The 13,424-nt window shown below is 43.6% G+C and carries 12 protein-coding genes; 8 read left to right on the top strand and 4 right to left on the bottom strand.

The features are described 5' to 3' along the window. Positions 1 to 37: 37 nt before the first annotated feature. Complete coding sequence (locus tag V513_RS04695) at positions 38 to 1,045, top strand: cyclic nucleotide-binding domain-containing protein (RefSeq protein ID WP_014730272.1); 1,008 nt, start codon at positions 38 to 40, stop codon at positions 1,043 to 1,045. Positions 1,046 to 1,051: 6 nt separating this feature from the next. Here V513_RS04695 and V513_RS04700 read toward each other — a convergent pair whose 3' ends face one another. Continuing rightward, positions 1,052 to 1,894 (bottom strand): GNAT family N-acetyltransferase, encoded by an 843-nt coding sequence (locus V513_RS04700; RefSeq protein WP_014730273.1) that lies wholly within the window; start codon positions 1,892 to 1,894, stop codon positions 1,052 to 1,054. Further along, positions 1,887 to 2,276, bottom strand: a complete 390-nt coding sequence (locus V513_RS04705; protein WP_014730274.1) for a DUF3783 domain-containing protein — start codon at positions 2,274 to 2,276, stop codon at positions 1,887 to 1,889. Before V513_RS04705 ends, V513_RS04700 begins: the two co-directional genes overlap by 8 nt. A gap of 188 nt (positions 2,277 to 2,464) precedes the next feature. Between V513_RS04705 and V513_RS04710 the strand changes: the two genes are divergently transcribed. The 7 genes from V513_RS04710 to V513_RS04740 all read left to right on the top strand — a co-directional run bounded on the left by V513_RS04710 (position 2,465) and on the right by V513_RS04740 (position 10,224). Further along, positions 2,465 to 3,451 (top strand): fumarylacetoacetate hydrolase family protein, encoded by a 987-nt coding sequence (locus V513_RS04710; protein WP_099771894.1) that lies wholly within the window; start codon positions 2,465 to 2,467, stop codon positions 3,449 to 3,451. Then, positions 3,432 to 4,292 carry a DegV family protein gene (locus tag V513_RS04715; protein ID WP_257211946.1) on the top strand — a complete coding sequence of 287 codons (861 nt, stop codon included), beginning with the start codon at positions 3,432 to 3,434 and terminating at the stop codon, positions 4,290 to 4,292. The genes V513_RS04710 and V513_RS04715 overlap by 20 nt, the downstream gene beginning before the upstream one ends. A gap of 273 nt (positions 4,293 to 4,565) precedes the next feature. Continuing rightward, entirely contained in the window at positions 4,566 to 5,555 is a 990-nt protein-coding gene (locus V513_RS04720) for a LacI family DNA-binding transcriptional regulator (RefSeq protein ID WP_099771896.1), read from the top strand. Positions 5,556 to 5,581: 26 nt separating this feature from the next. Next, positions 5,582 to 6,658: a carbohydrate ABC transporter permease gene (locus V513_RS04725; protein WP_014730277.1), complete on the top strand. Its 1,077-nt coding sequence runs from the start codon at positions 5,582 to 5,584 to the stop codon at positions 6,656 to 6,658. Next, positions 6,655 to 7,521, top strand: coding sequence for a carbohydrate ABC transporter permease (locus tag V513_RS04730; protein ID WP_014730278.1), 867 nt, complete (start codon positions 6,655 to 6,657; stop codon positions 7,519 to 7,521). The genes V513_RS04725 and V513_RS04730 overlap by 4 nt, the downstream gene beginning before the upstream one ends. Before the next feature lie 123 nt (positions 7,522 to 7,644). Further along, positions 7,645 to 8,913 carry an ABC transporter substrate-binding protein gene (locus V513_RS04735; RefSeq protein ID WP_014730279.1) on the top strand — a complete coding sequence of 423 codons (1,269 nt, stop codon included), beginning with the start codon at positions 7,645 to 7,647 and terminating at the stop codon, positions 8,911 to 8,913. A 75-nt stretch (positions 8,914 to 8,988) separates the two neighbouring features. Beyond that, positions 8,989 to 10,224 (top strand): glycosyltransferase, encoded by a 1,236-nt coding sequence (locus tag V513_RS04740; protein WP_014730280.1) that lies wholly within the window; start codon positions 8,989 to 8,991, stop codon positions 10,222 to 10,224. A 42-nt stretch (positions 10,225 to 10,266) separates the two neighbouring features. On the opposite strand, the gene V513_RS04745 is transcribed toward V513_RS04740, so the two are convergent. Then, positions 10,267 to 11,490, bottom strand: coding sequence for a 6-phosphofructokinase (locus V513_RS04745; protein WP_099771897.1), 1,224 nt, complete (start codon positions 11,488 to 11,490; stop codon positions 10,267 to 10,269). Positions 11,491 to 11,796: 306 nt separating this feature from the next. Beyond that, a complete protein-coding gene (locus tag V513_RS04750; protein ID WP_014730282.1) occupies positions 11,797 to 12,996 on the bottom strand; it encodes a pyridoxal phosphate-dependent aminotransferase in 1,200 nt (399 codons plus the stop codon). Positions 12,997 to 13,424: the final 428 nt, after the last annotated feature.

The following is a 13,424-nucleotide window of genomic DNA, read 5'->3' on the forward strand; positions in this document are numbered from 1 at the left end:
ACTTGCCGGGCGGGGTGAGAAAGCAGATTACTACTATGTGGTATCGTCGGGCGGGCTCATCCTCAAAGGATTCGATTCTGAAGACAAGGTCTATCTGGAAGGAGATCTTGCTGACCCACTATCGGTAGTTGGTGGGGAGCACAGCGGAGATCTTCTTTGCGTTGGTGATTCTGCAATTCTTGTTGGTGACAGGGACGAGTTGAAAGAGTATCTGGTCTCCAGACCGGAAAGGCTGGAGAAGCTGTTTGTTGATGTTGAAAAAGACCTGAGTTTGTGCAGTGGAAAAGGGCCTTTTGATCTCGATGAGTTTACTGCATCTCTTGTCGCCAAAAAGCAGTGTTGGCTAGAAGAGTATCCTCCTTTGCTTTTCGGAGAGAAATCGCTCTACCGAAAGGGTATCAGACTGATTGAGCGAAAAGAGTATCCCTCTGCTCAAGAGGTTCTGAGAAGCTACCTTGATCAGTATCAGAATTCCCCTTTGTCAAGACCTGTTAAGCTGTTCTATGCTTTTAGTTGCTTTCTTAACGATTTTTTGGAAGATGCCCTAGCTTCAATAATGGATATTTTGGAATCCGCAGAAGATGAAATCTCAAGGATCGCGAGATTTTTCGTTTGCCACATGGGTCTATTTGAATCCGGCTTCAAGTTTCTTTATAAAGGTCCGAGATATAGCTCGGATCTTTTCCGGATTCTAAAAGCGGATTATCGTAGGATAAGAAAGGCTGACTCAGACAGAATCGTCTTTGAAGAAGGTAGAAAGGCTGGAAGCGTGCTCTTTCTTCTCAAGGGTGAGATAGCCCTTCTGAAAAAGAGAGGAGACAAGAACTCGGTACTGTTTACGATCAAATCGCCAAGCTCCATTGGCGAGATCCAGGTTCTTTCAAGAAGCAAATGGGATACTACATTGAAAATCAAGAGTAATTCGGAATACATCCTAATCGATAGAGACAAACTTGTTCAGTATTTGATACACAAATCTCCCCAAGACGGATTTAGGATGGTTGAGTACCTTCTTGGATACATTAGACAAACGAGTGTTACTTAAGGCTTCTCAATGGATTTTAAAAATCATCTCGCTCTGCTTAAGGAGAATCTCCGGTTCGAATTCCTGCGCTTCGGCGAATAGAGGGTCGTTATCGGGTACTGTTGGAAATAGCGGTGTGAGGTTCTTGCTTTTCGCAATACTGCAGATTGCGCCTATTGCCTCTTTGAAGGAAGCGGCTCTTGTTGGGCCACAGTCCTTAACATAAAAAACTGAATCCCTCTCCTGCCATACGCAATAAGCAATTTCTCGACCCTGCTCATCTATTACTGTATCGAAGTTGTATCTCTCAAGGTGATGAAACGATGCGGGCTCTCTTTCCCATTCTGGATTTCGCTTGTATTTGTCCATTACATACAGTGCGCATTCAACTACCTTTCCTGAATCAGATTCTTTAGTCGAAAAATCGCCAATTCCCGGCCTTCTTATGAAGAAAGTGATAAGTTCACGTCTATGTCTGAATCCAAACTTCTCATAGAAAGCGATCGCTCTTTTGTCTTTTTCGGGAACTTCCAGGACAATTCGATCACAGCCTTTCCATTTAGCAATTCTAATTGCCTCGTCAACCATTTTGAACCCTACGCCTTCTCTTCTAAAACCGGGAATGACGCCCATAAGATCTATCCTGGCTCTTTTTTCTCTGAAACTGAGCAAGACAATTCCTGTATGGATGCCCTCTACGTTCATGACAAATGATTCCGAAAGAGAAATGTTATTCTCCCTAACGTCTCTTTCAAAGCTTTCAAGAGTCCAGTGCATCCTGAGCACGTAGTCGGAAAAGACTAAGTTCAGAATATTGACGACATCGACCCTTGAAAGCTCCTGGATTCTTTGGAAAGAGTTGTTATTCAACTTTCTTCTGCCTCGCTTTCCTAAAGTAATTATGTTCTTCAGTCAGTTCAATGAGGAGTTCATTCATTCTCCAACTGAGATTTGATTCAGTTGTGGTGGCAAAGACCCACTCTCTTCCAGTATAATGACGGATTGTATCGATCGCGTTTCCCAAAGACTCATCGCTAAAGCCATCAAATACTGCATAGCATAAGCCATCTTCTCCGTTGCCTGTCTTCTCTTTCCGAACCCCTTCCCCATTTTCCAGTATCTCTCCGATTATCTCGTTTTCTTGCCCCTTGCAGTCGATTAACGAGACGTCGGCGAATAAGTCTAGTAGTCTTTCAAAAGCTGACCTATCACAATAAAGGAGAATCGAACGTTTGTGTCCTGCTTCACTCATTCAATCACCTCAACACAATTTTAGCATAGCGTTATCAACGCTAAGCCAATAATCGGCAGGCAAGTCTTTTTCCCCAAAAGACGAATTAGCATTGAGATCGACACTGACAACGAAATCATAGGGATGGGAATTGGGGAGGCAACGGTTGCTACAACAGGTTATAATTAAGGGGGAGGGCAGATAAGATAATGCATATTGGAAGATTTAGAGACGTCAGCATGAGAGTATTCTGGGGAGTTGTGGAAAGGGATCTTGTGACCCCTCTCGATATCAAAGCGGAATCCACGGGAGACTTTTTCCAAACTTTAGAAGGGATTCCGAATGTTATACAAAGCTTTGGCTTGACTGAGCGGATAAATCTCTCTGACTTAGAGGTTCTCTCTCCGATTACTAGCCCTTGTAGAATCATTTGTCAAGGAAAGAATTATCTCGACCATCTCCTTGATACAGGAATAAGAAAAGAGGATAAGAAGTACAATATGTTCTTCAACAAATCATCGGCTTCTGTTACCGGTCCAAACTCACCAATTGTGAGGCCAAAGGGAGTCAGACTCCTCGACTATGAAGTTGAGCTCGGTTTGGTTATGAAGGCGTCTATAGATCGGCCCATCAATGTTGAGTTTTCTCATATGCATGAGTACATCGGAGGAATTGTAATAGGCAACGATATTTCGGCGAGAGACATTCAGTTACCTCAATCTCAGTTCTTCAAGGGCAAAAGCTATCGATCATTCTGCCCGCTTGGACCCTTTATCTTTCTAATTGGCAGAGATGAAATGAAGTATCTGGAGAGTTTAACGGTTGAGCTTAAAGTAAATGGAGTGACAAAACAGAGAGCTTCAACTTCGAACATGATCTACAAACCATGGGAAACACTGTCGGAACTGAGCGAATTTTCCGATCTCGAGGCCGGAGACGTTATACTTACGGGTACACCAAAGGGAACGGCTCTTAGTCAAAAAAAAGGCTTGCGTACTTGGCTCAGAAGATTACTTGGCGAATCAAAAAGATGGGAGATTTTCATCAGAGAACAGGAGAAAAGTGGAAGATACCTGGCAAATGGAGACGTAATAGAATCCAGGATATTCTCTTCAGATGGCAGGATAGACCTCGGTGTTCAAAGAAACAGAGTTGTTTATGAGGAGGGAAATGATCATGATAGGAATTATCTGTGACTCAGTAGTAGATCTTCCTGTGGAATTGGCTGAAAGAGATGATGTTTACGTCGTCCCTATTATGGTAGTCCTCGGTGAAAAATCCTACCGTGAAGGTGTCGAGATAAGCAAATCGGAAATCGCCGATTATCTGGACTACAACTTTGCCAGGACTTCACTGCCAAGCCCGGCAGACGTAACGGAAGCCTTCGAAGTAATGTATTCAAAAGGTTATGATGAGCTGCTTGTGGTGAACCTCTCCAGCGGTCTGAGTGGTACTTATAACCTTTTCAAGACGATTGGTGAACAGTTTGTCAGCGAACATCACTCGGTTAAAGTTGAGTCAATTGATTCTCTCTCCCTTTCAGGTGGCATTGCGATGCTGGTTCACAAGGCGATAAGAATGAAGGAAAGAGGGGATTCACTTAGGGTGATTGCCTCAGACCTTAGAAGCAGAGCTGGAATGAAAAACATCGTCTATTTCGTTTTACCGACACTGAAGTATCTGAAACAAAGCGGTAGAATTGGTAAACTTCAAGGATCGGTTGGGGAAATTCTCGATGTAAAGCCGATAGGAACAATTAACAGTGGTGGGATTTTTATTCTTTCAGGTAGGGCACGAGGCATGAAAAAAGCAGTGGAAAAGATGGTGGATCGCTTGATTGTTGCTGTTAAAGGGAAAAAAGTTCTATGCCTAGCTCTTTATCATTCTGGAAACGATAGCGATACTCTCGCGCTCGTTGAATGGGCTAAGAGAAAAATCATTTCTCTATCTGAAACACTTCTTACCGGAGAGCTGTCTTCGGCAATACTGGTCCATGGTGGTAGAGGGATCATAGGCGTTGGTGCGCTGATTGCTTGAAAAGCGTTCCAACACAACGGTCGTTTCGAGAGGCCTGTTAGAACAAGATAGGTAAATAATAGCCAGAACTGGAACAGTTGATTTATGACAAGTAATACCGAGTAAACGGAAAGTAAAAGCATGAATCAGGAGCAACAGCGTCTTCATCAGTAATAATCTTCAATAATCACTTCTCAAAGAATCAGACTCAGTGTACATAGACTTCGGTGTCATTAACGATTTTGTTATAATGGAAACGATTCCAAATCGTTGATAACTGGAGGGTGTATTCTCTTGAAAAAGCCCACAATAAAAGATGTAGCATCTCTTTCGGGCGTTGGAACCGGTACCGTTTCAAGAGTGCTTAATGGCGGTTCCGTTAAAGAAACGACAAGAATTAAAGTAATGAAAGCGATCGATAAGCTTGGGTACCAGCCAAATCAGATGGCGAGAACACTTGCAGGGGGTAAGACCAAAAGGATTCTCTTTCTCATGCCCGAGATCAGGACGGAATTTCACTGGAGAGTCATGAAGTCGTTTGATGAGTATCTGGACAAGATGAATTATGAGATGGTGATTTACCCTGTTTTTTCCGATAAAAGGCTGAAGAAACTTAGAAGCGATCCGTCCCTTATTCAGAATATAGATGGTGCTGTTATTTGTACGATGAATATTGAGTTTTTATCTAGAAAGTATATAGATTTCGGAACCAATGTTGTTCTATTTGAATCACAATCCGATGAGTTTGACTGCGTCTATCTAGATAATGTTTTGGGTGGAAGAATGGCCGCTGAGTTACTTATTGAATGTGGTTCCACGGATTTGTTCGTCATCTCTTTCGATGAGGAAAACACCATTTTGGCAACTGAAAATTTCGAAAAGAGAATACTGGGGTTTACGAGTTATCTAAAAGAAAAAGGTTATGAGTTCAATGAGGAGAAACTTGTCTACACATCCTTCTTTTTTGAGACTGCGCATGAGAGAATCGCCTCGATTCTTTCTGAGTACGATAGACCGGGGATCTTTGCATTAGCAGATAATTTTGCCCTTGAAGTTTTGCAGATGGCATCTGCAATGAAGAAAATTCCGGGAAAGGACTTCTTTCTTGTAGGTTATGACAATCAGAGCTGGACTGAAAGGGCTGGGTTGACTACAATCGAGCAGCCAATGGAAGATATGGGTAGAAAAACGGCTGAGCTGATTATTCAGAAGATTGAGAATCCGGGTCAGTATGTTCAACCAGTAAAGTTTTTACCGAGTTTGAAACGAAGGAAGACGGCTTGACCTGAATCTATTTTCGAGGAGGAGTTATGGCCAGGAAAGATAAGCTATCATTAGCGCAGAAGGAACAGAGAACCGCTTACAAATTGCTCATTCCCGCTTTGCTGATCTTAGCATTGGTGGCGTTCTACCCGTTGTTTCAGGTCTTCTATACAAGCTTCACAGATAAGGTTTTTGCGTCTGGAACAGATGAAGCACCAAAATTAATCGGATTTGAAAACTACAAGAGCCTACTGGGCTTGACTGTTATGGAGCTGCCGAAAGTCGTTGATGAAACAACGGGCGAAGCTTCAATTGATGAGGAGACTGGGAAACCAGTTTACGAAAGGGCAATTAGAGTCTTGCCTAGAAGTCCAGTAAGGTACAGAGAATGGTTTCAGTTCTCTCTTTTTGGGCGTCGTTATGTAGTGGGCGCGAGAGATCCGGAGTTTATGAAGGCAATCTCGAACACTCTTGTCTTTGCAGTAATCTCGGTCTTTCTCGAGACAGTTCTTGGTCTAGGGGTTGCGCTTGTTGTCAATAGCAACTTCAAAGGTAAAGGTATAATGAGAGCAACAATGCTTGTTCCATGGGCGGTAATCACTGTTGTATCTGCAAGGATTTGGGAATGGATGCTCCAGCCGACCAGAGCCGGTCTCTTCAACGCTGTACTGAGTAAGTTGGGCTGGGGAGACGGAGACCTTTCATTTCTAAGTATGCCGGCTCTGCAGATGCCTACTCTCATTGCTGTTGACGTATGGAAGACGACACCATTCATGGCGCTCTTGATTCTTGCAGGTCTCCAGCTCATTCCTAGAGAGCTTTACGAGGCAGCAAGAGTAGATGGGGCTGGAAGGTTGAAGCAGTTCTTATCTGTCACTTTGCCTTTATTGAAACCCACGCTGGCTGTAGCACTGATTTTTAGAACTCTCGATGCTTTAAGAGTCTTTGACGTTTTTCAGGTTCTTATGGGAAACCGGATGTACTCTATGGCCTCCTACAACTATTATCAGCTTATTGGAAACAGGAACATGGGTCTTGCCTCGGCTATCGGTGTCATCATCTTCTTTCTCATAGGAATCTTTGCGGTTATCTACATGAGGCTTATGGGAGTTGATAAAGAATGAGGAAAAACAAACTGATCTGGCTCACCGGGAAGATCGCTTTCTGGATACTGGTGATATTCATATTCTTCTATATGCTTTTCCCATTTTACTGGGCGGTTAACTCGTCGCTAAAATCCGAAGCTCAACTTCAAATGACTCCAGCGACCTTTATTCCAGTCGATAGTGATGGAAGATTTGCTCCGACGCTTCAGAACTATGTTGCCGTTTTCAACGACGGTACGTTTGTTAGAGCGTTGTGGAATAGTACAATAGTAGCTGGTTTGACAACGCTTCTTGCTTTGGGAGTCGGTTCCTTTGCAGCCTATGCGATGGGTAAACTTCGTTTCAAAGGCAAGAAGCTCACTCTTTATCTCATTCTTTCTCTCACGATGTTTCCTCAAATAACTGTCCTTTCAGGTTTGTATGCCGTTATTAATACCCTCAATCTGGGAGCAAGAGTAAGTCTGATTCTTTCTTATATGATATTTACCTTGCCATTCACAACCTGGGTCCTGACTGCATTTTTCAAGGAACTCCCCACTGAGATAATGCAGTCTGCATGGGTAGACGGTGCAACGCCTTTCCAGACTTTCTATAAGATTTTGTTGCCTCTTACAGCCCCTGCTCTTGTCACAGCCGGTCTTCTTGCCTTCATTGCTGCCTGGAACGAGTATATATTCGCCCTGACTTTCACGACTATCGCTCCGGAGGCAAGAACCATTCCGGTAGCGATTTCCTTGTTCACTGGATCCGTTTCGAGGCAAGTCCCGTTTGGGGAGATCATGGCTGGCGCAGTGATTGTAACGATTCCTGTAGTGGTTCTTGTCTTCATTTTCCAGCGAAGGATAGTTCAAGGATTGACTGCGGGAGCAGTTAAAGGCTGACGAGTTTCCGAATTCTAGGAGAACGTGGTCTGAAAAAGTGGGAGGTGATCCAAAAGGTCTTTTAACTGAAAGGTTCTATGAAGAGTCGTTTTCTACGAGATCATTACAGAAGGAGGGTTTTTTATGAAGAAAGTTCTATTGACACTTATGGTAGCGTTGTTTGCGTTGGTAGCTGTTTCCGAAACAGTTATTACAGTCGCCGCGGGCGCTGTTGGTCAAGAGCTTGAATTGACCAAGAAGGCAGCGGAGATGTACATGGAGATTCATCCGGATGTCACGGTTAAGGTGCTTGACACACCTGATATGGTCCAGGATAGACTGGGACTGTACTTGCAGTTTCTTGAGGCGAAAAGCCCGGAAATCGATGTATACCAGGTGGATGTAATCTGGCCGGGCGATCTTGCACAGCATTTCGTGGATCTATATGAGCACAATGCAGATAAAGTAGTATCTATGCACTTCCCGGCGATTATCGAAAATAACACCGTTGACGGAAAATTGGTAGCTATTCCGTGGTTTACAGATGCAGGGCTTCTCTATTACAGGACAGATCTTCTCGAGAAGTACGGGCTTAATCCACCGGCCACGTGGGACGAACTTGAAGAAGCGGCCAGGATAATTCAGGAGGGTGAAAGAAAGACGAACCCGGACTTCTGGGGATTTGTCTGGCAGGGTAATGCGTACGAAGGTTTAACATGTGATGCACTTGAGTGGTTGGCTTCAAATGATGCAGGAACAATCATCAGTTCCGACAAAAAAATCACAATTGCCAACTCAAATGCAGTCGAGATCCTCGAGAAGGTAGCAGGCTGGGTTGGGACTATCTCTCCGAGTGGGGTTCTTACATTTGCTGAGGAGGATGCCAGAGCAGTGTGGCAGGCAGGAAACGCTGCATTTATGAGAAATTGGCCATACGCTTACAGCCTTAGCAAAGGTGAAGACAGTGCCGTTGCGGGAAAGTTTGACGTTTCGCCTCTTCCGGCAGGCAAGAGCGGTAATGGAGCGGCTACACTCGGTGGATGGCAACTTTCGGTTAGCAAGTATAGCAAAAATCCGGAAGTCGCAGCTGATTTTGCACTCTTCATGGCCGGTTACGAAGTGCAGAAGATGAGAGCTGTAGAAGGTTCATTCAATCCAACTATCCAGGCTCTTTACGCTGATTACGAAGTACTAAAGGCAAATCCGTTCTTCGGATCTCTGTATGACGTGTTTGTAAATGCTGTAGCAAGACCATCAACGGCAACCGCTCCGCGGTATAATGAAGTATCTACCCTGTTCTTCAAGGCAGTTCACAGTATTCTCTCTGGTACTGCTGACGCCAGGAATGCTCTTGAAGAGCTTGCTCTCGATCTCGAAGATATGACAGGATTTGAGGTTGTTTGGGGATTCTAAAACCAAGTTACGATTATTCGCTGGCTCCATATGGAGCCAGCATATCTTCAGTTCTAAGCGGAAGAAGGTGGAGAGATGAGGAGTACACAGGTAAATAAGAAGCTACTGAAGGATTATCAGCCCTTCGTTGAGGAAGAAGTCATTGAAAGTATCATCGAGCTTTCAAGAGAGCTCAAGGGTCTCAGGGTTCTGCATGTAAACGCCACTTCCTTCGGTGGCGGAGTTGCGGAAATCCTTCATACACTGGTTCCGTTAATGAAGGATTGCGGACTGGAGGTTGACTGGAAAGTGATCGATGCTCCCCCACAGTTCTTCGACCTTACGAAAAGAATGCATAACGCTCTTCAAGGAAAGGAAGATTTCTTGTCAGAAGAAGATAAAAGACTCTTTGAAAAGGTAGCGAAAGACAATGCGGCTTACATCGGGATCGATGAATACGATGTTGCGGTGTTGCATGATCCTCAACCGGTTGGGCTTCCTGCTTTTGCAAACTTTGGAAATTGCAAGCTTGTTTGGAGATGTCACATAGATACTTCTTCACCCAACGAGGTTTTTTGGAATTACTTGAATACATTTTTGTCTTACTACGATGCGGGGATCTTCACTTTAAAAAGTTATGCCAAAGATGGAATTGCCATCGAAAAAATTTATGACATTCCACCATCAATCGATCCTTTGAGCAACAAGAACAGAATGCTATCTGAAGAGGAAATGAAGAAAGCTATGACGAAGCTCGGCCTTGTTTCTGGTAGGCCGGTTATAGCTCAAGTCTCGAGATTCGATCCATGGAAGGACCCAATGGGAGTTGTCGATGCCTATAGACAGCTGAAGAGGAAATTCCCGGATCTTCAGCTTCTCTTAATTGGATCTATGGCTTCAGATGACCCTGAGGGATGGAAGATTTACGAGGATCTCCTGAGATACATTGGAATGGACTATGACGTAAAGGTTCTTTCAAACTTTCATGGCATTGGCGATATTGAAGTAAATGCTGCTCAAAGGATTAGTAAGGTAGTTCTTCAGAAATCACTTCGAGAGGGTTTTGCTTTGACTATGAGTGAAGCAATGTGGAAAAAGACACCGGTGATTGGTGGGAATGTGGGCGGAATACCCCTTCAGGTCCATCACGGTGTAAATGGATATCTTGTTGAGAGTGTGGACGAAACCGTTGAATACACAGAAAGGATTCTTGAGAATCCTGATCTAGCTAAAGAGCTGGGTAGAAATGGATATGAAATAGTTAAGAAACATTTTCTCTGTACCAGGCACCTACTACAGTATCTCGAGCTTTTCCGCGATTTGACGAGATAGAGGAATTCCCGTCCTTGTGTTAAGGGACGGGGTTTCCGATTTCTATAAGAGTTTTCTAGCTCTTATTTTCTGGAGGTTTTCATACATTGGAAGACCGTTCAGGTAGAGATTAGGTGCCTCACCCTGTATCAGTGGAAGTGCATAAGACCTGAACTCGTCAGTAACATAAAATCCGTCTTCGGAGATGAATTCGACCGGGAGATCTTTTGTACCATTTGCAATGAGCTCAAGAGCGACCGTAGTGTATTCTTTAAGATAGGGTTTGCTTCTCAATCTATTTATGGAAATCATGACCTCGCTTTCCCCTCTTATGGCCTCTCTAACGGCAAGTGCTCCTACTTCAACTGCTTCTTGCCAATCGATCAAGCTTGCAACGTGCCTCGATGATCTCTGAAGGTAATCAGGTAAAGCCACGTGAACTTTGCACTTCAAAGCGTCTCTAATTATCTTCTCAAGGTACTGACCTATCTTTCCTAATTGAACATTTCCAAATGCGTCGTAATAGCCAGCAGTTGATATGAATGAACCATCAGGCCTTTTGAGAGCCTCTGAGGCAACTATTGAGCAGTATCCTTCCTTCTTCACAACTTCTTCGACTTTTGCGATAAAAGAGTCCTCCATAAAGGGAACCTCAGGAAGGAGGATGATTTGAGGACCGTGAAACCTGTCTGTGCTTGCAAGTGAACCAGATGCGGCAAGCCATCCCGAATTACGTCCCATGGATTCCATAATAAAGACCTTTGTTGAATCACTGTACATTGATTTCAGGTCTCTGGTCGCCTCCATTATCGATATTGCGGTGAATCTTGCGGCCGATCCATAACCGGGGCAGTGGTCAGTTTCAAGAAGATCGTTGTCCACTGTTTTTGGAATTCCAACGACTTGCAGTTCATAACCGATCTTTTTAGCCTTTTTGCTTATTTTGTGAGCAGTATCCATTGAGTCATTGCCACCGTTATAGAAGAAGTATCGGATCGAGTGCGCATCGAAGACTTTAAATAGCTTCTCGAAATCTTCATCACTGTCAATCTTCGTTCTACAAGAACCGAAGACTGCACCTGGAGTGTAAGGAATTCTGTCTATCTCACTTCTTGCTTCTTCAGTTAAGTCGTAAAGATCCTCATTTAGAATCCCCTTTACTCCATTTATTCCGGCGAAGACTCTATCGATTTCTTTGCTTTCAAGAGCCGCAACCAGTGTTCCATAAGCAGATGCGTTGATTACAGATGTAACGCCCCCGGATTGAGCGTAAACAGCATTCTTCATTATAGTGGTTCACCTCCCTCACTTACATAAATGATATCAGACAGTGAAATCTGAGTGAAGGAACTGACTCTCTAGCAGCAATCTCAGCTTGAAGGTTCTGATAAAAGAGACCGTGCCGAGTTCTTGTATCAGATGTTTAGAACGGGAAACTTCACTTCCGATGTCTACCTCAATGATGATTTTCGCAATCAGCAATGAACAATTGTCTTGGGTCAGTAATAAACCTCAAGGAGAAGCGTTCCACAACTCACCCTGCCTCTTTGTATCTTCGGAAGAGACCATTAAATTTGGATTTGAGGTGTTCTATTAGACTGTGGCAAATGAGCGGTTAAATTCCTTGAGACCAAGAGCCAGTACTTCAATAGCAATCTTCATCTTTTCTGAAGAAAGAACATAGGCGATTCGAACTTCCTTCCTACCTACACCTTCACTTGAGTAAAATCCCTCTAGTGGAGCAACCATTACTGTGCTCCCATCGTAGGAAAAGTCTGTAAGCATCCATGTTACGAATTCTTCGGCGTTTTCAACGGGAAGCTTAACCGAGATATAGAAAGCACCGGAGGGTTTCTGCATTTCTATTCCATCGATTTTGCTAAGCTCTTCAAAGACTACATCTCTTCTGAGCTCATACTCCCTTCTCACTGAATCTGTGTATTCCTTGCCCAATGTAAGGAGACCAATGGTTCCGAGCTGAGCAATAGTCGGAGGAGATAGCCTCGCCTGGGCAAATTTCATCATCGTTCTGTAAACCTCGTTGTTCTTTGTTGCCACACACCCAATTCTTGCGCCACAGCTACTGAATCTCTTTGAAATGCTGTCAACGATAATTATGTCTTGTCCTGAATCTATCGTCATGATTGAGGAAGGTTTTATGCCGTCAAAAACCATTTCTCGATACACTTCATCACAGATAACGTATAGATCATTTCTTCTTGCGAACTCTATGAGTCTCCGTAACTCGTCCTCTGTGTAAACTACTCCTGTGGGATTAGAAGGATTTGAAAAGAGAATTGCTTTAGTTCTTGCGGTCAAAGCTTTGGATAATTCTTCGTCATCGGGTAATCTATAACCGTTTGATATTCTCGAGGTAGCGGCCCTAACTTTGAGTCCCAGCATGTTGGCGAAGCCTATGTAATTGGCGTAGAAAGGTTCGATCAACATAATCTCATCGCCAGGATCAGCTACAGCCGCTAGAGCGAAGAGAATTGCCTCGCTGCCGCCCGAAGTTACAAGAAGCTCATCCGCGGAAACATCGATTTCCCAAGATCTAAAATACTTTGAAAAAGCCTCCTTAAGCTCTTTTATTCCATCTGATGGCGAGTAAGAGACCACGGAATCGGAAAGCTTGTTTACATAATCAAAGAATACTTTTGGAGTTTGAATATCAGGCTGTCCAATATTGAGATGATATACCTTCACACCTCTATCCTTAGCCTTCTGTGCAAAAGGCACTAATTTCCGTATTGGAGAAGATGGCATAAAAATCCCGCGTTGCGATATTTTCATGTTTTACCTCCTAAAATGATAACTTTTCATTGTTATTATACAATAACTATTTGTTGGTATGAAGGGCAGAGTTAGGCCATTTTAAGGTGTTAAGTTGATGTGCTGGCCTCATAGTCCGACAAAAAAAGGCTGCGTGCGCAGCCTTCACGAAAGTAGTAAAGAAGCTTACTTCCAGGGAAATAGCACGTGACTCAATTTCCTCTGTCCTCGAAAGTCACCTCAAGCAGATTAAGGGTTCTATCTGTCTCAAGTTCAAGCACATTCTGCTCGTCTGATTCGATTTTCTTGAGTTCTTTCTCAATCATATCCATACCTCCTGTATTCATTTTCTTCCCCCGCTGTTTGTACTTAGATTATAGCATAGTAGTTCAGCCCTAAACAATAGAAAGAGAGAGTAATAAGGAGATAATGGTTCATAATTGATATTA

The sequence above is a fragment of the Mesotoga sp. H07.pep.5.3 genome, assembly GCF_002752615.1.
In the GTDB taxonomy this organism is placed as follows: Bacteria; Thermotogota; Thermotogae; order Petrotogales; family Kosmotogaceae; genus Mesotoga; species Mesotoga prima.

Coding starts and splice junctions, on each gene's coding strand:
- V513_RS04730 (WP_014730278.1), top strand. CDS start 6,655: ATGAGGAAAAACAAACTGATCTGGCTCACCGGGAAGATCGCTTTCTGG.
- V513_RS04710 (WP_099771894.1), top strand. CDS start 2,465: ATGCATATTGGAAGATTTAGAGACGTCAGCATGAGAGTATTCTGGGGA.
- V513_RS04740 (WP_014730280.1), top strand. CDS start 8,989: ATGAGGAGTACACAGGTAAATAAGAAGCTACTGAAGGATTATCAGCCC.
- V513_RS04705 (WP_014730274.1), bottom strand. CDS start 2,276: ATGAGTGAAGCAGGACACAAACGTTCGATTCTCCTTTATTGTGATAGG.
- V513_RS04745 (WP_099771897.1), bottom strand. CDS start 11,490: ATGAAGAATGCTGTTTACGCTCAATCCGGGGGCGTTACATCTGTAATC.
- V513_RS04735 (WP_014730279.1), top strand. CDS start 7,645: ATGAAGAAAGTTCTATTGACACTTATGGTAGCGTTGTTTGCGTTGGTA.
- V513_RS04750 (WP_014730282.1), bottom strand. CDS start 12,996: ATGAAAATATCGCAACGCGGGATTTTTATGCCATCTTCTCCAATACGG.
- V513_RS04715 (WP_257211946.1), top strand. CDS start 3,432: ATGATAGGAATTATCTGTGACTCAGTAGTAGATCTTCCTGTGGAATTG.
- V513_RS04725 (WP_014730277.1), top strand. CDS start 5,582: ATGGCCAGGAAAGATAAGCTATCATTAGCGCAGAAGGAACAGAGAACC.